Annotated in this window: 19 protein-coding genes, 1 pseudogene and 1 CRISPR repeat array (1 of these 21 only partly in view); of the genes and pseudogenes, 5 read left to right on the forward strand and 15 right to left on the reverse strand. The window is 37.1% G+C overall.

Going from position 1 to position 20,124, the window contains the following annotated elements:
- Positions 1-392: direct repeats of the CRISPR family, unit length 32 nt; unit sequence ATTTCAATCCACGCATCCATAAAGGATGCGAC; it begins 6,082 nt to the left of the window's first position.
- A 168-nt stretch (positions 393-560) separates the two neighbouring features.
- From cas2 to NSU19_RS17190, 8 genes and pseudogenes are all read right to left on the reverse strand, one after another.
- A complete protein-coding gene (cas2, locus tag NSU19_RS17155; RefSeq protein WP_094244427.1) occupies positions 561-851 on the reverse strand; it encodes a CRISPR-associated endonuclease Cas2 in 291 nt (96 codons plus the stop codon).
- Between the two features lie 9 nt (positions 852-860).
- Positions 861-1,892: a type I-C CRISPR-associated endonuclease Cas1c gene (gene cas1c / locus NSU19_RS17160; protein WP_094244426.1), complete on the reverse strand. Its 1,032-nt coding sequence runs from the start codon at positions 1,890-1,892 to the stop codon at positions 861-863.
- Positions 1,889-2,548 (reverse strand): CRISPR-associated protein Cas4, encoded by a 660-nt coding sequence (cas4, locus tag NSU19_RS17165; RefSeq protein WP_130158742.1) that lies wholly within the window; start codon positions 2,546-2,548, stop codon positions 1,889-1,891. The genes cas1c and cas4 overlap by 4 nt, the downstream gene beginning before the upstream one ends.
- Positions 2,538-3,389 (reverse strand): type I-C CRISPR-associated protein Cas7/Csd2, encoded by an 852-nt coding sequence (cas7c, locus tag NSU19_RS17170; protein WP_094244424.1) that lies wholly within the window; start codon positions 3,387-3,389, stop codon positions 2,538-2,540. Before cas7c ends, cas4 begins: the two co-directional genes overlap by 11 nt.
- A gap of 1 nt (position 3,390) precedes the next feature.
- Positions 3,391-5,283, reverse strand: coding sequence for a type I-C CRISPR-associated protein Cas8c/Csd1 (gene cas8c / locus NSU19_RS17175; RefSeq protein WP_339197606.1), 1,893 nt, complete (start codon positions 5,281-5,283; stop codon positions 3,391-3,393).
- A pseudogene (gene cas5c, locus NSU19_RS17180) lies at positions 5,284-6,002 on the reverse strand (type I-C CRISPR-associated protein Cas5c).
- Positions 6,003-6,257: 255 nt separating this feature from the next.
- Positions 6,258-8,684, reverse strand: a complete 2,427-nt coding sequence (gene cas3, locus NSU19_RS17185) for a CRISPR-associated helicase Cas3' (RefSeq protein ID WP_339197610.1) — start codon at positions 8,682-8,684, stop codon at positions 6,258-6,260.
- A gap of 183 nt (positions 8,685-8,867) precedes the next feature.
- Positions 8,868-9,815: a WYL domain-containing protein gene (locus NSU19_RS17190; RefSeq protein ID WP_339193387.1), complete on the reverse strand. Its 948-nt coding sequence runs from the start codon at positions 9,813-9,815 to the stop codon at positions 8,868-8,870.
- 881 nt (positions 9,816-10,696) lie between these two features.
- Between NSU19_RS17190 and NSU19_RS17195 the strand changes: the two genes are divergently transcribed.
- From NSU19_RS17195 to NSU19_RS17215, 5 genes are read left to right on the forward strand one after another with little or no spacing between them, the layout of a single operon-like run.
- Complete coding sequence (locus tag NSU19_RS17195) at positions 10,697-11,320, forward strand: TetR/AcrR family transcriptional regulator (RefSeq protein ID WP_232515597.1); 624 nt, start codon at positions 10,697-10,699, stop codon at positions 11,318-11,320.
- Between the two features lie 15 nt (positions 11,321-11,335).
- Positions 11,336-12,166 (forward strand): transporter substrate-binding domain-containing protein, encoded by an 831-nt coding sequence (locus NSU19_RS17200; RefSeq protein WP_063387722.1) that lies wholly within the window; start codon positions 11,336-11,338, stop codon positions 12,164-12,166.
- Between the two features lie 18 nt (positions 12,167-12,184).
- Positions 12,185-12,826 (forward strand): amino acid ABC transporter permease, encoded by a 642-nt coding sequence (locus NSU19_RS17205; RefSeq protein WP_130157528.1) that lies wholly within the window; start codon positions 12,185-12,187, stop codon positions 12,824-12,826.
- Between the two features lie 12 nt (positions 12,827-12,838).
- Positions 12,839-13,585 carry an amino acid ABC transporter ATP-binding protein gene (locus tag NSU19_RS17210; RefSeq protein WP_066250100.1) on the forward strand — a complete coding sequence of 249 codons (747 nt, stop codon included), beginning with the start codon at positions 12,839-12,841 and terminating at the stop codon, positions 13,583-13,585.
- Between the two features lie 19 nt (positions 13,586-13,604).
- The gene (locus NSU19_RS17215; protein WP_063387719.1) at positions 13,605-14,033 is read left to right on the forward strand and encodes an OsmC family protein; all 429 of its coding nucleotides are present in this window, start codon (positions 13,605-13,607) and stop codon (positions 14,031-14,033) included.
- 438 nt (positions 14,034-14,471) lie between these two features.
- Here the strand turns inward: NSU19_RS17215 and NSU19_RS17220 are convergent, their stop codons facing one another.
- From NSU19_RS17220 to NSU19_RS17250, 7 genes are all read right to left on the reverse strand, one after another.
- Entirely contained in the window at positions 14,472-14,804 is a 333-nt protein-coding gene (locus NSU19_RS17220) for an antibiotic biosynthesis monooxygenase (RefSeq protein ID WP_063387718.1), read from the reverse strand.
- Positions 14,774-15,589, reverse strand: a complete 816-nt coding sequence (locus tag NSU19_RS17225) for an ABC transporter ATP-binding protein (RefSeq protein WP_130157530.1) — start codon at positions 15,587-15,589, stop codon at positions 14,774-14,776. The genes NSU19_RS17220 and NSU19_RS17225 overlap by 31 nt, the downstream gene beginning before the upstream one ends.
- Entirely contained in the window at positions 15,576-16,571 is a 996-nt protein-coding gene (locus tag NSU19_RS17230) for an iron ABC transporter permease (RefSeq protein WP_339197614.1), read from the reverse strand. The genes NSU19_RS17225 and NSU19_RS17230 overlap by 14 nt, the downstream gene beginning before the upstream one ends.
- Positions 16,568-17,515: an ABC transporter substrate-binding protein gene (locus NSU19_RS17235; RefSeq protein WP_339197617.1), complete on the reverse strand. Its 948-nt coding sequence runs from the start codon at positions 17,513-17,515 to the stop codon at positions 16,568-16,570. The genes NSU19_RS17230 and NSU19_RS17235 overlap by 4 nt, the downstream gene beginning before the upstream one ends.
- 74 nt (positions 17,516-17,589) lie before the next feature.
- The gene (gene srtB, locus NSU19_RS17240; RefSeq protein WP_063387714.1) at positions 17,590-18,357 is read right to left on the reverse strand and encodes a class B sortase; all 768 of its coding nucleotides are present in this window, start codon (positions 18,355-18,357) and stop codon (positions 17,590-17,592) included.
- The gene (locus NSU19_RS17245) at positions 18,354-19,151 is read right to left on the reverse strand and encodes an ABC transporter ATP-binding protein (RefSeq protein WP_339197621.1); all 798 of its coding nucleotides are present in this window, start codon (positions 19,149-19,151) and stop codon (positions 18,354-18,356) included. The genes srtB and NSU19_RS17245 overlap by 4 nt, the downstream gene beginning before the upstream one ends.
- On the reverse strand, positions 19,141-20,121 hold the full coding sequence (locus NSU19_RS17250) for an iron ABC transporter permease (protein WP_063387712.1): 981 nt from the start codon (positions 20,119-20,121) through the stop codon (positions 19,141-19,143). Before NSU19_RS17250 ends, NSU19_RS17245 begins: the two co-directional genes overlap by 11 nt.
- Positions 20,122-20,124: the final 3 nt, after the last annotated feature.

Consider the following 20,124-nt stretch of genomic DNA (forward strand, 5'->3'; position numbering starts at 1 on the left):
AAAGCCGGTCAAATTCCTGCACTTCTTTCATTTCAATCCACGCATCCATAAAGGATGCGACGAATATATCAAGCCATCGCTGAAATGGGCTGATTTATTTCAATCCACGCATCCATAAAGGATGCGACTGGAACTGGCGGCGTTGATGGTTCAGTTACGCTTATTTCAATCCACGCATCCATAAAGGATGCGACACAGACAGCACAAAAATATGAGAAAAGGAGTTGAATTTCAATCCACGCATCCATAAAGGATGCGACGAGTAATCAGCAGCCAACCACGAAACCACGTTACAATTTCAATCCACGCATCCATAAAGGATGCGACCTAAAATTTGTTTGATTCTATTTTGCGCTTCCTATTTCAATCCACGCATCCATAAAGGATGCGACAGCGATTTTTCCTCAAAATTACTTAAATTGATGTAATTTTGACAAAAAACCACCATTTTCTTTATAAAAATAAAGAACTTTTTTCAAAAAAAAAATAAAATATGGCAATAATTTCAAAAAAATCAGGTGCGAATGCATCAAGAATTTCAAGCTCACTATACATTCGCACTAAAAAATTATAGGATCCTCTAAATCAAGTGATGCTTTCACACCTATATGCTCTACTCTAGACTTATAATTGTTTCCTAGTTGATAGAACCTGAGACTATCTTTATTTTCATCAATAATATTGGTAAGTTCTAATTTTAAAGCTGTAAATTGGGCTGCATCGACGTTACATTCAAAAACTGAATTTTGGACTCGTTGGCCATAATTTTGGCATACTTTTGACACTTTCCTTAATCTTTTTTGTCCTGCACTGCTTACAGTACTAACATCATAAGTTATTAAAACTAACAAAATTTACACCTACTTCCATAAAAATGGTGGATACTCATCCAAATCATCACGTAAATGACGGGCCAATAGTAAAGCTTGTGCATGTGGAACTAATCCCCAAGTTATTTTCTCGCCTAAATATGGATGTGTTATCTTGTCTTGTTTTCTATTTTGCCATGCAGATAAGAATTTCTTTCTAGCTTCATCTGTCATAATTACAGCTCCATTTTCTTTTTTTATAAAATCCTCTTTGTTAACAATTTTTTTATTAATCAATGTTAAGACAAACTTATCTGCGTAAACACCCCGCAATTCTTCCATTACATCTAAAGCTAAAGATGCTCTTCCTGGTCGATCTCGATGCAAAAAACCAACATATGCATCGAGACCAACCCCCTCCAACGCTGATGCCATATCATTTGCCAATAACGTATAAGCAAATGAAAGCATTGCATTCACGTTATCTAATGGCGGTCTTCGTGATCGCGAGTGGAAATAAAAATCCTCTTTTTGCTGTAATATCATCTGATTAAACAGTTTATTGTAACTTATAGCAGCTTGTCCTTCCAAACCTCTTAATCTTTCTAAATCTTCACACTCTCGCACATCATGAATGATAGATGATAAATGTTGAGAGATTTCTTTAAAAAGAGCTACATCCACTCGTAATGGATAATCTCTAGTCATTCTTTCTATTATCCATTTATTGTTATAAATCTTTCCAATAATAAAGTTACGTGCAATTTTTACCGACATAACTTCATCTTCAGACACACGATATTGTTTCTTTCTAAGGATGACGTTACCCTTGCTTTTTCCGATCACTCTTGCCAGAAATCGACCGTTCTTAGTTAAAAAAACTAATGAAATATTTTTTTCTGCACAATATCCCATTAATGCAGGACTTGCACCAGTATAGCCAAAGGATACGATTGATTCTAAATTATGAAGCGGTAATCTACCTATCTTCTCATTCTCTTTTAAAAGGACAATATTATCGCCGTCTAATGATAAATAAACATCTGATTGAGTGATAAATAATGTGTTAAGCAGTTTTTTCATTCTTTTATCTTTCCTTCAATATAACTTTTTACAGTCCGCTTATTCATTAAATTTGGCAAACAAATATTTTGGAGGGAACAGTTTTTGCAAAAAGATCCAGTTTTCACTTTAGGCGTATACTTGCGCTTATAATGATCATGCATTTCTAAGACAATTGACCTTACTTTATTTTTATTTTCTAATGTTATAGGTATTTCTACTCTCCGTTTTATCTCGTTATAAAACATATATCCTGTGTTTATTTTGCAAAGTAACATCTCCTCTAAACACATAACTTGTGCTGTTAATTGCAATATATCTGAATCATTTATTTTCGGCTTTCCACGTTTATATTCTATAGGATAGGCAACATATTTTCCTTCAGCACCCACTATTTCTACACCATTATTATCTTTAACAAATTCAACAACATCACAAACACCGGTAATTTTCAGTTCATTTGACTTTACAGGCATTGCTCGAACAATCAGTTTATTGCCACGCTTCTCTCGAATAAATGGCTTGTCAGCTTTTCGATGAAGATATTGTCCTTCAATCGTTCTTACATTTTCTTCCCATTGCTGTTCAATATGAATGAGAGCCCATTGGCGTCTACAAAATTGAAAATGCTGAATACCGGACAACATTAAATAAATTTCTTCCTCATTATTTACCATCGATGACCACAGCTTTTAAACCATCTAGCTCATTTAAAGTGATCGTATAATCATCAATCGATTTTGGTTCTTCCACATTTTTTTCAATTTTTAATAAACGATGAACTTTAGCGGAAGAATATTGTCCCAGTTTTGAATTGTGCTCCCACCAATAAACTTTGTGCACTTCCATGCTTCCTTCAGGTCTCGCAGCAGATGCGTCATTCTCAAACAATGTAACAAGAGCTTGTTGGATTTTTAGAGCATCTTCATTTGTAAATCCTGTTTTTTCTGCCAATTGCGTATTCATACTGCCGTAAAAAACATACACACCAAAATCAACACGATGCTTCATTCCCATAGTGTCAGAGCTGCGTTTTTCATTTGTTACAGAATTTACACTTTTTGTAATCTGCATGCTGACAATATCAACAGGGTCGACACTTGTTGCCGTATGGATTGAAACAGGACCACGAACACCGACAGATAAATCGGATCCTTTAAAGGCAAAAACTTGACCAAAGGCCCGGACATCTATCCATAACTGGCAAGCTATCTTCGCAAACTCTTCACTTGAGCCGTTTTTAGAACTCATAATTTTCTTTAATTCCGGGTGTGCTTCTGCACGCTCTTTTAAACTTTTAAAATCATCGACTTTTCGATCATTCGATTGAACAAAAATGGACTCTCCCATATCCTGCAGTCGATTTCTGATTTTCCGTTTAATGGCCACATCCGAAATCTCTCCATGTCCGTCATAATTTTGTCTCGGACGGTTTCCATTCAATGGATCTCCATTCGGATTGGCTTTTTTAACCGATAATACAACAGCAAAATCAATTTTATGATCTAAGATTGACATATTACATTCCTCCTACTTCATTAGATGGTTCAGTATTTTTTTCTGATTTTTGATATAATGCATGTCGTTGGCTATAAAAACCTAATAGGTATTTACCAGATAACGGTTTGTTATTAAAATCTTCAAATTTAATTCTAGAAGCCACTTCATCAATTAGTTTGGACAAATATAGCCCTCTTGTCCCGAGCCTCATTTGATAAGGTTGAATACTTTCCTGAATGATCTTCCATGTTCTTGCGGGGTGTTTAGAAAAAGCGTTCATATATCTGATGGCGTTAGTAGCTCGCGTTTCATCAGAATCTAAAGCGCGTCTTTCCAACACATCCGCAATTGCTAATAAACGGCCAAATAAATAATCGCGGTCGTTATTTTCTGTATCTAGCGCCACATTTAATCCCTCCTGTTTATTAATTAAAGCGCAGGCAATACTTAGCGTTTTTTCCCATTCCCAGTTTTCCATTGCCACTGGATTTGAAGCGCGATAAAAAGCGCTTCTTATAATGTCTAGTGGAATTTTTTTATCATCGACAATGCAAGGAAAGATGCGCTCCATCAGCCCTTTCACCACTTTATCATTTGCTGTCGGCCCGTAAGCAGCAAACGCGATATCTTTAGTCGCGGGAGCCCCGTAAAATTGAACCGTTTTCTTTTGTTCATCTTTTCGATAACGATGGAGCCACACACAAGTCGAATGCCATTTAATCAGTCTATCCAAATACAGTTTTCTATCCATATTTCGATAATAAAGCACCGCAAGACGCCCCGGGGTAGCAGAATCAAGGATTAAAATATTCACCTCAGACTTTGTTGTCAGATTCGCTTTATAACCCTCCAAAGCTTTGGCTACTTCATTGGCAAATTCCTGATTCGTAAACGATTTTCTTTCTTTTTTTTCTAATGGCATGGGATGGATAGCAAAAGTATCTTCTGTCGGATCTGGAAGATTAATTTCATCATTTCCCCATACAAGAAACACGCGTTGGTCAATGATTTTTCCCTGCCTGTTAATCAGCCATTTCAATGCATTATGCGCCTTTTGGGAAACATCATAACTAATGCTGGCCACTTCATTACTTTCATGGAAACGTCCCCTGAACGTAAAACCACTCGTATCATTGGCAGAAATTAGTTTCGCTTTATCGCCAGCATTTCTAATTTTGTTTGCGTGTTTGTCAGTGCGTGGCAGCTTTTTTCCCGTTACATAACATAAATCTTCATCGCTATTATTTAACAGATCTTTGTAGTAGGAAATAAATGAATCATACATTTCAGGATCGTTCCAAACCTTTGTCAATATAGTACGAGGTGAATAAACATTAAAGCGAACAAAAGCACTCTCCACTCCAGCGCTAATGACTGAAAAGATAGGCGGTTTGCTCCCATACAAAGATTCGTATTTTTTATCCCATTTATCGATTAAATGCCCATTAGGATCTAAGTACAAAACGTTTGCATCCACTAAATCTTTAATTAGCCGCTTTTGGCTTAAATAGTTATAAATACTTTTTACTTTTTTTGTTGCATAGGGTGATTCTGCCCAATCTTTCAACTGTTGAATATAATAGCTAAAAGGTTCTTCTTTTTTTATTTTTCCACCATATGTAACAAAATCGCCTGCTACATAACTTAATTTATCGTGAAGCGGATAAGGAGCTATTTTCGTACTAGTCCGGTTCGCGGCATCTTCTGTGCAAGGGATGACAGTCACCTCTTTAATGACTGTTGCCGAATGGAATTGCCCGTCTTCTGTGATATTCACTTCAATATGCGCGGTTTGAGTCGTATGAGAAATCGGCAACAAAGTATACTCTTGTTCATTATGCTTTTTTTCCATTACACCTACACGATCTAAATTGGATTCATATGTCTCATATAAATTTAATAACCAGCTCATTTATTCACCTCCCCCTCCTAATTGATTTAGCAGTTTTCATCAGCAGATTCAATATTTGTTTTATCGAAATGCTTCGGATCCATTTTTTTGATTTTTCGAACATGTGTACATTGATCTGGCCTAATAAACTGAATAATGCCATTCTTCATAACTGGATTCCATAGACGTACTTCCATTTCGTTTCTACCGGTTTCATCTGGATAATTAATCCCATGAACCATGGTACCTAGATGAATATCGCCATAATCATCATAAAATCCTTCACCTTCACCAAATACACACGGTTCAACATACCCTTGGCATTCTCTAGTGCCTAAAAAGATATCTCTTCGTCCTCCAGCTTTCAGTGAACGTTTTAGTATGTTGTGATGCTTATGTTCGTTGCGATCAAAAGCAAGATCAGGACGGTGCGGATTAAAAACAAAATGTGCACGCACTTGATATCTTACGTCTTTTAAATACGTATAATGAGCCAGTGTATTTCCCCCACCATATTCAATTGGCCGAATGCCTTTGGATTCCATTCGAATCGGATTCATCACTCGAACCTCATCAATGATAAAAAGTATGGTGGGCTTCCAATAAATCGACTCGACAATTCCTTTTAACGCCTGGTAGGTTGGCACTTGATAGGACAGCTTTTCACCTCCCATTTTTGTCAAAGGATCCGTGAATAAGGCGTAATCACCATAAACTTCAAATTCAATAGCGTTTCTCAATACAGACACCTCCTTTTTGAATTTTTTAATAATTTAATAATAATCTTTTTTCAGAAAATATTCAAATTAAATAATATAGTATATGAAATATAATATTTGAATCTTGATTATGGTATAATAAATTGTCGCTTTTAAAAGCGTGGATTGAAAAATATATTATATTATTTGAAAGAGGGTGCACCAATAGTAATTGGCACCCTTTTGATTGTACTTTATTTTATTTAAGACCCCAGACCCCTCTTAAGTAAGCATCTTTTAAAATATACTTACATCCAAATGGCTGTCATTTTCAAGGTTGAGGCCGAATTCCTTATCATATGCTCCTTCTTTTAAGGCTAGGACTTTGCCGTCTAAATAACGCACTAACCCATCATTTTTGATTAATTGTTCGCGCTCATAATCGAAGATGTTGATCGTATATTGCTGAGCCTTTCGCAAAAGCTGGGAAAATTCATAAATGCTTTTATTGCTATTGAATTCAGCGATAATTTCTTTACCATCACCATACGGAACAATTACGGAAGTAGTCATGTCGTCAATCACTCGGAAATGTTCAGCCGCTGTTTTATAGCTGCTTACTAAAAATAACGGAGGAAGCGCACCATTTTTTTGAAAATATGCTTGGCTATAGGAGCTTTTTCTTCTATTGGCTATCAATAGCTCTACCATTTCTTTTTTCAATTTCGGTATAAAATAATTCAAACTCTGCTTGAATTCCGTATAATACTCTTTAAAATATCTTTCCATCGCTTGCATAGACAAGATGCTGCCACCATGATTGGCCTGATCGCGGCTTATATCAATCAAAATTCTTTTCGCAACTTCTTTTCCAACAGCTATTTCTTTTAAACGATTTAACTTTTCTTCTTCATGGTCTATAACATAAACATTTTGTATGTCCTTTTCACCGTGCCGATTGCATCTGCCTGCAGCTTGTGCAATGGAATCTAATCCTGCTAATGAGCGAATCACACAATCGAAACTAACATCTACCCCCGCTTCAATCAGTTGGGTGCTTACACAAATTACTTTATTACCCTCTTTCAGATGATCTTTTATTTCACCTAAAATTTTATTACGATGAGCAGCACACATTGATGTACTCAAATGATAAATTGGTAAATTTAACTTCTTCATTTTCAATTGAGTATATAGATCTTTCACAACTGATTTCGTATTTAAAATAACTAACACACTTTGTACTTCTCTTATTTTTGCCTCAATAAAATTGGATAGTTTTTCATTATTAAATGTTTCATTTGTTGCTTTATCAATGATTTCCACCCGTTTAAATGCATTAATTACATAATTTAGGTTTTTGACCATTTCCGCATCCGTATTTATTTCTAATTTATGCTCAACGAAGTCTAATGCTGGTTGAGTTGCAGTGCAAAGCACGATGCTGGAGCAACCATAAGTTTTTAAAAAGTTTAGTGCCTGATTAAATAGAGATACACATGAAATAGGAACTTTTTGCACTTCATCAAAAATAATCACTGAATGACTTAAATTATGTAGCCTCCTAATATTTCTACTCCCATTTGCGTAAAAAACGTTCAAAAATTGTACAATCGTTGTAAAAATAATTGGTGAATCCCAATTATCTTTGGCTAATTTTAATTTTTGTTGCACACTAATCAAGCCATCTTGATTTTCATCATCATCTATATCTTCAATAACGTTTGAATGATGCTCTAATATATTGGCATCATCTTTTAATATTTTTCTAACTTCTTCTGCGTTTTGTTCAATAATAGTTGTATAGGGGACTACAAAAATGATGTGTTTTTTGTTATAAAGTTTCGCGTGTTTAAGAGCATATCTTAAACTTGCTAATGTTTTCCCTCCACCAGTTGGGATAGATAACGTATATATTCCTGATGCTCTCTCAGCAAATTTATCACACTGATCAGACATTTCTTTTCTTAGAAGATTAATAGGTGTACAGGCATCCTTTTGTTTACTAAATGAATTGATTTTTCTCATGAGCCTTTCGTAGTATATATCAAATAACTCTTCATGATTGTTTATAGGGTCATTGGTTTTATTTTCTTCAAATAATCTTGTATTCGTTCTATCAGCATCAATTAAAGCACTAAATACAAATTTGGTTAAAAACATTAGTTGCTTTTCATAATTTCCTGATGACTCTTTTGCTAAAAATTGTTTTAACTCTTCAGCTGCTTTGTCAACATAATTATGAAAATCTCTCTCATTCATAACATATTTAAAAAAATATTGCTTTATCCTATCAAATTCAGGCAATTCTTTATCACGAACTCTTTTTAAGTAATTTGATTCTAAATCTGGATTTAAAAAATCTTGAAGATACGAGTGATGAGAAATTATCGCATTTCCCACCACTTCTGCTAAGAGACCTTTATGAGGATCTAACTTCTCGCTTGTATGAAAAATCTCATAGAGAAGTTTCCCACCTGCAGTTGAATGGTCAACACTTCCTCTTCTAGGCGGTGCATCAGGATTATTTACTGCTTCTAATATGTATTTTCTAAATTCATTTGTGCATTTTCCAAGATCATGAAGCACACCCGCAAGACCAGTTAAATGTCTTACACCTAGCTTTTCCCCATAGGATTCAGCTAAATCTCTTACTTCTAACAAATGATCTTTAACAGTTTGTATTTTATTATCACTTTCGCGTATATGGGCAATAAACTTCATTTAATCCCGCTCCCTGCGATATTTTTAAATATTTGCACCTACTCTAGATACACTAAAATTTCATATTAATATTCGATAAAGCAACGGGTAGCCTTTCAACCTCAAATTGGCATCGAAGTCTCATTTCTTTTCCCTCCAAGCTTTTCTATCATCATCCTATCATCTATTCCGGAACTTAATATGTCAGTTTAAAAAATTTTTTGACATTTTTTCTACTTCTTCCTCGACGCTTTGGCGAAGTTCATTCGGACCGAGCACCTGAACTGCAGATCCCATGCTTAATACAAAACTAGTTAATTCCGGCAACCCGGACATCGTCGCCCGAAAAATGATGGATCCATCTTGTTGTTGCTCTATTTCTTGATCCTCTGAATAGATCTTTTCACTTAAAATCTTGGAAAATGGTGGTTTTACATGCAATTCAACAAAATAGGTATCAGCATAAATACTCGTTTTACCTATATAGTCTTCGAGCCGAAATGATTCATCACGCTGAAACCTTTCTTCATATATTTGATAATCTTGAATTCTAGTTAATTTAAAATCACGATAATCATTTCTCAGCTCACAATAAGCAATGCAATACCAAAATTTTTTATACGGAATCAGTTTGTAAGGATGAATGATGCGTTCAGTGCGGTCTGAATTTAAAGCCTCATAAACAATTTTCACTTTTCTGCGAGCCGCGATTGCAAAATTTAATTGTTCATACTTATCTTTTTCATGATTCCAATCGACATTTGCTTTTTCCTCTAAAATAATTGGCTGCCATTCAGACGAAGACTGAATCTGCTGTTTGGAAATACTTTGAATTTTCATGACGGCACTTTCAAAATCATTGAATTGCAAAAAGGTAGGATGATTTTTTAAATATTCACTTGCCTTTACTAACGCTTCTAATTCTTTTGGTGAAAGCGACAAGTATTCAAAAATATTGCTTTTCGGCAGAACATAACCTCCATATCTTCCCCTAGCTGTCTGAATATGGAATCCAGCCATTTCTAATTGATCTCGATAAACTCGAATAACCCTTTCACTTAATTCAAGTTCTTCTGCTAATTCTTTAATTTGCATTCGTCCTCGTGATTTCAATAAAAGAAGCATTCGAAAAGCATTGACAATTTTCGACATAATGATACCTCCAAAATACCTAACAACATTTACGTGTAATATTTTACCATAGTAAATTAATCCTATAGATAATCTGTATGGAAAATTTATAAAACTTTTGAAATTAGGTCTATTAGAACAGAGTGTGATCGCTTCAACCACAGAAGATGCTCTTGCCATCGGCTTTTCATAGTAAAGGTATCTTTAGCACACGTTAGGTGAACAAAGGCATGGACATTTCATAAAAAACCGTCGAGCAGAAATTGAGGAAGATATTTTTGAAGGAAAACTTACAGAAGATAGGATCATTTTGAAAATATAGGAGAATTGGCTTTATCCACAACTAAATGCAAGACAACTTGATTACGTGTCAAAATTTTATCCTCATTCCTGCTCTTTTTTCGCGCATAAAAGCAAGGCTCTTTGCAGAAGGATCAGTGCTCGCAAACGGCGTCATTGTTTTTTGCTAATAAAATCCTAAAGGGTCAAAGTCACAATGAATCCATCTTTATCTCCTTTTTCACTGATTTCCTAAGTCAGCTAAATCAATTGCTGGGATATACAGTCGAAAATAATGAAGAAAACGTTGATAGTTGATCTCGTTAACAGCAAAACAGCTGCAGACATCGGAGGATTCATTTTTTCCACATGAAAAGCATTGTTTCTTTGATTTCTTCTCTTGCTATGTTCATGAACGAACACAGAGGACAGTGTGTGAAAGCGGGACGAATAACGTAATGCAGATTTCCATAAAATAACGCTGATTCGCTCTGTTATTCTTTTCAGCCCAACCATTTCTAAATTTGCAGCATGCTTTTTAAAAAAATGAAGCAAAAGTGTTGACTAATTTATAGTAATCTTATAGGATTTAATTGACTAATGAGTCAGTCAGGGGGGGTATAGTGCAGGCAGAAGCTCGAAGACAGGAAAGAAAACAGCAATTATTGCAAATTGCATTAGAATTATTTGCGACAGTTGGCTATGAAAAAACGAAAGTCTCAGATATCGTCGCAAAAGGCAATGTGTCCCAAGGGACATTTTATTGGTATTTTAAAAGCAAAGAAGCGATCGCGCTTGAGATGCTGGAAATAGGTCGTGCCCAACTTTTAGATGCAATCAAACTAGGGTACCGCACAAAAAAAGTGGACTTGCAAGATTCCGTTGCTTCCACGACACAAATGTTTGAACGTATTTTTCATTTCGCTGAAAACAATAAGTATTTCATGAACATATTGCTAAAAGGCATTCATTCTCAGCCAAAGATACAAGAAAAAGTGGAAGAGATTAAAGCAGACATGGAAACAGCTTTTGCGGAAAATATTGCACAGGCCAAAGAACTGAAAATGATCTCGCGTGAAGTAGATCCAAAATTACTGGCAGTATTCATCATGAGCCTCCTGGAAGGAGTTTTAGCCAGATGGCTATTTCAATCGCCATCATCAAAAGATGCATTACAGCAAAAAACACTTCAACAGCTCATTGAAGAAACTGTACACTTTGAATTTTTTGGAATCTTTGGTGTCTAATGAAGGAGGATAAACATGAAAAAAATAAGATGGTTCATTTCACTCATTGCAATAGCAGCTCTAATACTTTCAGCATGCGGCAATAACAATGATCAAAAAGAAAAACAAACTCAAGATCAAGAGAAAAACGCATTACAGGAAATCAAAGATAAAGGCGAAATCACTGTCGGCATTATGGGTACTTATGCACCGTATAACTTTATGAATGAAAACAAAGAATACGACGGCTTTGACGTTGACATTGCGAAAGAATTGGCAAAACGTCTAGGAGTTAAAGCAAATTTTGTTGCACAAGAATTTTCTGGTTTAATTCCAGGGCTTCAAAAAGGTAAATTTGATATTTTAGTAAGCCAAGTGACAATCACAGATGAACGGAAAAAACAAATCGATTTTACAGAACCATATATTACAAATAAAGTCAAAGTGATCGTTCGGGAAGACAATAATGACATCAAATCTGTTAATGATTTTAAAGGAAAAACAATCGGAGTTGGGCTTGGTACGAATGATGAAGCATATTTGCGAAATGAATTATTGCCAAAAGTGGGCGATTTTAAAATCAACACATATGATGACGTGATTACAACATTAAAAGACTTGGATGCTGGCAGAATTGATGCAACGATCAACAATGTCTATGCATTAAAACCAGTCATTGAAGAAAACGGCTATAAAATTAAAGCCGTCGGCGATCCAATTAAGGAGGACCAAGCTGGCGTTGCTGTGAAAAAAGGCAATAAAGAATTGGTGGATGCTTTAAATAAAGCATTGAAAGAAATGAAAGAAGACGGAACATATAAAGAAATTTATGTAAAATGGTTTGACGAAGAGCCGACCGAAGAATGATGAAAGTAGGTTGCCAAAATGGACTTAGTCATTGAAAACTTGCCTTTTTTGTTAAAAGGGGCATATTATACATTACTCATTACTGTAGTTTCCATGTTCTTCGGTTTAATCATTGGTTTAATCATTGCGATTGCCCGGCTTAAGGGCAATCGCATTCTGCGTGGTATAGCAAGAGCCTATGTGTCCATTATTCGGGGGACACCGGCATTGGTGCAAATCGTCATCGTTTATTATGGCTTAGTTGATTATGGGATTGAATTAGGCCCATTAACTGCTGCGTATATTGCACTAAGTATTAACATCGGCGCTTATGTTTCAGAAGCGTTTCGCGGTGCGATTCAATCCATACCAAAAGGGCAAACAGAAGCAGCGCTCGCAACTGGTATGACGGAACGCCAGGCGATGCGCCGAATTATCATCCCTCAAGCGATTCGCTACGCTATCCCCCCACTTGGCAATACATTTGTCGGAATGTTAAAAGAAACGTCGCTCGTATCCGTTATTGCGGTCACAGAATTAATGCGCTCTGCTCAATTATTAGTGGCGCAATATTATGTTTACATGCCGTTTTATGCAGCCATTGCAGCGATGTATTGGATTATGAGTACATTCTTTACATTTTTATTAAATAAAATCGAAAAACGGCTGTCTGTTTATTAAGGTGGTGACAGCATGATAGAGATTAAAAATTTACAGAAAAATTTTGGACAGCATGAAATATTAAAAAATATTTCATTATCCATTCCAGCCCATCAAGTAGTGGCAGTCATTGGTCCAAGCGGTTCAGGAAAAAGTACGTTTTTAAGATGCATCAACGGACTTGAAACAATTACAGGCGGCACCATTACAGTCGACGGTCACGTGATTGATGCAAATGCTTCAAAAAAAGCACAACAAAAAGAAATTTATGCCATTCGTCGAAAAACAGGGATGGTGTTTCAACAATTTAATTTATACCCGCATAAAACGGCCGTCCAAAATGTAATGGAAGCTTTATTAGTAGTGAAAAAAATGCCGAAGGAAAAAGCATACAGCATCGCAGCCAATTTGTTAGAAAAAGTCGGGCTTGCAGCAAAAGAAGATGCTTATCCGTCTCAGCTGTCAGGCGGGCAGCAACAGCGTGTAGCGATCGCAAGAGCTCTTGCGATGGAACCGAAGTTGATGCTATTCGATGAACCGACTTCTGCACTTGATCCGGAGCTTGTAGGAGAAGTATTAAAAGTAATGAAAGAATTAGCAGAAGACGGCATGACGATGATTATTGTAACGCATGAGATGAAATTTGCCCGGAGTGCCGCTGACCGCATTTTATTTATGGCAGACGGCGTTATCGTAGAAGATGCGAAGCCAGCAGCATTTTTTGAACATCCGCAAACAGCGCGGGCACAAAAATTTTTGCAACAAGTTACAGAGTTTTAAAAGAGAGGAATTGAACAATATGCAAATTAAAGCAACATGGCAGGGCGGCCGTGCTTTTGAAGCAGTCGGTCCATCCGGATACAAAATGGCAATGGATGCCACGGAAAACTACGGTGGAGAAGGAAGTGCCGCAACCCCAACAGAAATGCTCCTAGCGGCTCTTGCCGGCTGCATTGGAATTGATGTAACGATGATTTTAAGACATGAATTAGATCATATTGAGGCAATTGATATTACAGTCGACGGCACGCGTCGCGAAGAATTGCCCTCTTCTTTCACCGCTTATACCATCACATTTACAGTAAATGGGGATATAACGCCGAAAAAAGTTTGGCGCGCCATCCAATTAGGCAAACAAAAATATTGTGCGGTTTCTGCATCTTTAAAGGGTGACGTTACGTTCAAACTAATATTGAACGGCAAAGAAATTCCTGCTGAAAAAGAGTGAAAAAACGAAGTAAAGTTTTGATTGCAAAGGATATTGAAAAATCTTTTGCAATCATTTTTTATACAAATTTTGTTTTAGCAGCTGCCTTTAACTACCTATTTTCTTGTTTCTAACAGCTGTTCCGCTGTCCAAGCCGGAGTGTTTGCGGTTTTAACTAACTATTTTCTTGATTGGGGCTGTCTAATAAGTCGTTTTTTCGGCTTATTGACGGCCCCCTTTATGTTTTAGAAACGTTGAAATATCGATGTTAATGATTTTTGGTTTTCAATAGGGATTTGACTTTCTGGACAGCCCCGTGCTACATTTTTTGTTTTTGCTGAAAAAAATAAACGACCTTTTCCCGCAATTCATTTGGAAAAGGCCGCAATTCGGATATCTATTCTTTTTCCAATCAATTTTTGTAACTTTCTTCACAAAAATCGCTCTGCCATCTTTTATTTATAAATTTTCGACAGCACGCTCATCTTCTTTTACATAGGAATATGCTAGCTCATGGAAGGACACTTGATTTCCAATAACATAGTCATGTTGTTTTCGATTTTCATGCGCTTTTTGGAACACATCGCTGTGGAACCAACCTTCGAAGCTTTCTTTGTTCTCCCATGTTGTGTATACACGAACTTCGTCATAATCTTTTAATCCGTCTGTTACTAAGAGATCTAAACGAATGAACCCAGGAAATTTCTCAATTCCCTTTCTAATTTTAAAACGCTCCACTAACTTTCCGGAATATCCTTTTTTCACGCGAATGGAATTGGTAACGATGTACATTCTTTTTTCCCCTTTCTTTTGAATCGTTTTGGAATAAACATTGGTTTTCCATCCATATCATGGATGGAGACAGAAATACCAAATACCTCTTCAAACATTTTTTCCGAAAATACTTCCTCTGGACTGCCTTGTTGATAAATCGTCCCGTCTTTCATCACGATTAAGCGGTCACTATACTGTGCGGCTTGATTCAGATCGTGAAGAATCATGATGACCGTCCTGTTATACTGTTGATTGATCGTTTGGACAACCTCCAAAATTTCCAATTGATGTACAATATCTAAAAACGTGGTCGGTTCATCCAATAATAAATATTCAGTACTCTGGGCAAGAACCATCGCAATCCACGCTCTTTGCCTCTCGCCTCCTGATAAGGAGGACAAGTGTTGATGTTCATATTGTTTCACATTGGCAAGAGCTAACGCCCAATCAACGATTTCTTTATCTTCTTGACTGAATGGGGCAAATTTGCGTTTATAAGGGTTCCTGCCGAACTCTACTAATTCACGTACGGTAAAATCGAGCGTAACATCATGTGTTTGCGGCAGCATAGTTAATTGTTTTGCGATATCTTTTCGATTCGCAGAAACGATATTTTTTCCATCGAGAATGATCTCGCCATTTTGGGGCTGTAATAAGGCAGCGATGAGCCGCAGCAAGGTGGATTTTCCTGATCCATTAGGCCCGATAATACTAATCACTTCACCCTTTGGCAATTCCAGATTCATTTCGTTGATGCCGAATCGTTTGGAATGGTGGTAAGTCAGATCTTTAACGGTGAGCATGCTTCACTCCCCCTTTAAAGACCAAATATAGGAAAAACGGACCGCCTAGAAAAGACAGCAGGATCCCTACCGGCAGTTCAATAGGATCAAACCAGCTTCTTGCCGCAGCATCTGCGAACACAACGAGTATGCCGCCGCCTACACAGGATAATGGCAGCAAATAACGATAATCGTTTCCGATGAGCAATCGAATGATATGCGGAACGATAAGCCCTACAAATCCTACCAGTCCAGCAACACTGACGGCTATTCCAGCTAAAAGAGCACTGACAAAAATTAAGAAAAATCTGCTTCTTTCCACTTGATGGCCTAATAAAGTGGCCACCTCATCCCCCAGCATCAGCATGCGGATATGTTTGATGGAAAAAAACGCTAATACCAGTGCAAAAATGGCATAATAAACAATCATCTCTACATGCACCCAGCTTACGCCGCTAATCCCGCCATTTAGCCACGGCAGAACCGCTTGAACTTTGTCGCTATGTAAAATCATAATACATGACATGATCGCACCTAAAAAGGCGTTGATTGAAATCCCGACCAGCATAATTCGAACAATGGAAGTTCCATCTTGCCAAGCTAGCAAATAAATGAGCATAGCCGTAAGAAAAGCGCCAAGAAAGGCTGCTAAAGGCAAAATGTGCAGTTGATCGGGATACAGCACCATGATCACCGTCGCTGCCAGTCCTGCCCCAGACGTCACGCCAATAATACCGGGATCCGCAAGCGGGTTTTTCATTACACCTTGTAAGATAGCACCCGAAACCGCTAAACACATGCCGACAAGCAGCCCAACGAGAATCCTTGGGAGCCGCAAATCCCAAACAACACGGTACACTAACGATTCCTTATCGCCCATATCCGCAAAAAATTCCTTAAATGAAATAGAGATACTGCCTGCTGTCAGGCTATAGAATACGCTTAGAAACAATAAGATGATCAGAATGATGATAAGCCATATTCGTTTCTTTCGATTCATCATGAATCCTTTCCTATATCTTTCAAGCTTTGACGCATATATTCCACTGCTTCTGTGATCTTTGTCCCCGGATTAGTGCCAAACAAATTCGATGGCAGCACCACAATGTTTCCTTTTTTTACTGCATCTAAGTTTTTCCAAGCTGCATTTTTTTCCATTTCTTGTTTAAATGCTTTTTCTACCCCGCTAGGATCACCGTGTGTGATTAAGTAAATGATATCTGGATCAGCTTCCACCACACGTTCTACCGCTAATTGAGCGTATTGCGGATATTCTTTTAACTTTGGAAAGTTCGATGCTACATTAATTCCGCCCGATTTTTCTAAAATATCTCCTGCCAATGACGTTGGGAGAGCTGCTAAAAATGATCCAGGTGCTCCATAAACAAGCAATGCTTGAGCTTCGGAAGCTTCCGTTTGCTTCTCAACGACTTGCTCGATTTGTTTAATCAGCTCTTGAGCTTTCGATTCTTTACCGAGAAGAGTTCCATATGTTTCGATGTTTTTCTTTATATCTTCAATGGAATTCGCTTCCGTCATGAGAGTTTGTATTCCTTGATTCTCCAATGCGGGGATGTTTTTATCAAAACCAACATTGGCAATTAACACATCTGGCTTCAAACTTACGATCTTCTCTATATTCGGCTGGTGTGTATTTCCGATTTCTTCTACTTTTTCTAATTCTTCCGGTATCTCTACCTTCGTACTAGGCCTGCCGACAATTTCCCCTCCTAATTGATGAATGATATCCATATCACCGATCGTTAATGAAGCAAATTTTTTCGGATGAGTGTCAAAAGCAACTTCACGACCTGATGCATCGGTCACTTTCACTTTGCTTTCTGTTACTTTTGTCCCTCCTGTTGATTCAGTTCCTTTTACCCCGCATCCGGTAAATAAGAGCAATAAGAAAAACGTGAGGGTGAATTGGAAAAGTTTTGTTTTCAAAAGTATCCCTCCTTTACCATTTTAATTAAAAATGATTATCATTGTCAATTGTTATTTTCGAAATTTTCAACCATTTACTTGTTCTCCTTTAATTTTGCATGTATGACAAGTCTCCCTTCTCCTCCAGGAAACGTGTAATCACAAGTAGATAAAGTTAAAATTTGATCATTCGGTTCGATATCAATATCGGTCTTATAAATGGAACGATCTTTTAACTGATTGACAAATGATAAAAATTCGTCATCAGAGGAAAATTCAGTATCGATATAATAAAAATCTGTAGTCGTTTTATATACTGAAAAGATTTCAGCATCGTAGCTTTCATATAACGTATCAAAATAAATGGTGCGGTGATGCTGGAAAAACGATTCATCCAGATATTTATCTAATTGTCCAAACATCGTGTCATCTTTCATACGATGTCCGTAAAGGATAACATTTTGATTTAGGCCTTTCACATCATTTCGATAATCCATAAAAATGCTTCCAGCCCTTGATTTCTCTTTTTTATAATTTCTTGTTAAATAAAACTCATTGTTTTCCGCTTGAAGAATCGGATACGAAATGTATGTGTCGGGAATTTCAATCCAACCAACAATATCTTGGTTAATGCGCTGCAATTCAATAAAAGACGAACGAATTCTTTCAAAGTCCTTGCCTTCGTGAGAAGTTCTCTCGGTACGATTTTCTTGATAAACCTCTTGAATTTCAGCTAAAACTTGCCGGTTTGTATAGTAATCGTAAAGGATACTTATAATTTGATACGCTGAAAAAAACAAAATCCCAATGCAAACAATGCTAACGAGTTTCCCAATGATCTTTCTCAATCCCCGATCATTCATGTCGCATTGTCATTCCTTCTAGCAACTCCCATTGGCACAACATAAAATCCGCTTTGATCATTATGATTGACTATGGCTCTTACCCCATAAATGCTTTCAATCATTCCTTCCGTGATCACTTCTTTTGGAGAACCTTCCGTCACAATTTCGCCGTTTTTCATCACAATAATCCAATCACTATAACGAATGGCTTGATTCATATCATGCAGCACCATCACAATCGTAATGTTATACTCCCTGTTTAACTTCTTGATGAGCTCTAAAATTTCGAATTGATAATAAACATCCAAATATGTTGTCGGTTCATCCAAAAACAAAATAGGAGTTTTTTGCGCCAATGCCATCGCTATCCAAACTCGCTGTCTTTCTCCCCCAGACAGCTGTTCTACTTTTTCTTTTCGTTTTGATTGCAAATTGGTAATGGAAAGCGCCCAATCAATCACTTCTTCATCCTCTTCTGAGTTATAATGATGAAAAAAACTTTTATACGGCATGCGGCCGTAGCTCACCAGGTTTTCGACATTGATATCAAAAGGAATTTCATTTTTTTGATGAACAACCGATAGTTTCTTCGCCAATTCCTTCGGCTTATATTGTTGAATCAATTTTCCGTCCAAAATAATCTGGCCTTTTTGCGGTGCATTGTGGCTAGACATAACTTCTAATAATGTGGACTTTCCGCATCCATTCGGACCGATAATCGTCGTAATTTTACCAGGTTCAACAGCAAGGTTAATTGATTTTAACTGATCCTCTTTTTGATTATATGAAAATGAAACATTTTTAACCTCCATAGATGCGATCACTCCTTCTAATCAATATAATCAAAAAGGGACCGCCGATTAATGACATAATGATGGATGCAGGAAGTTCCGTCGGCGCTAAAAACACCCTTCCGATTGTGTCGGCCGTTAAAATAAGCAAAGCTCCTGATAAAATGGAGAATGGTGTTAATATTTTATAATCTGAACCGACTAATAGCCGTCCAATATGGGGAATTAGCAAACCGACAAATGCAATGACCCCAACAGTTGCGGTTGTGACGCTTGCCAAATAAACTGCAATCGCAGATATAATAACCCGAGCTCTTGTCACGTGAAGCCCCAGATTTCGCGCCGTTTTATCTTGTAAAGCCAGCATGTTGCACCAAGAATAAACGAGCAAGGACAATATTAAACCGATGGAACCATATATAACAATTGTTTGAACATCGTCCCACGTTTGTTGAGATAATGTTGATGCAGTAGCTTTCGCAGAACTGGTTGTCGTATAGCCTCTGTAGTTAAAGGATTCATATAATGCAGTAAACACCGCATTGACTGCCACCCCAACTAAAATTAATCGAAGGGGGCTGAGTCCTGATTTCCATGAAAAGGAATAGACAAGAAAACAGGCAAGTATCCCTCCAAGAAAAGCAAACAGCGGCATCCAAAAAAACAACGTAGGAAAGAAGCTGATCATAGTTAATGCAACAAAATTGGCTCCTGAAGAAATCCCGATGATCCCAGCTTCCGCCAAAGGATTTCTCATAACTGCCTGCAATAATAATCCCGATACCGCCAAATTTGCTCCAGCAAAAAGGGACACAATGATCCGCGGAAATCTCATATCCTTTATGACTTCTACATCTTCATTTCCACCAAACAAAAGGCCTCTGATCAACTCAGCAACGCCAATTTCCAAACTTCCGTTCACAATAGAGAAAAAAGTGACAACAACCAGCATTGTGGTCACTACTGCAAAAGTTAGCCACGTTTTCTTCATGGA

Origin of the sequence: Aeribacillus sp. FSL k6-2211 (genome assembly GCF_037966125.1) — a bacterium.
In the GTDB taxonomy this organism is placed as follows: Bacteria; Bacillota; Bacilli; order Bacillales; family Aeribacillaceae; genus Aeribacillus; species Aeribacillus composti.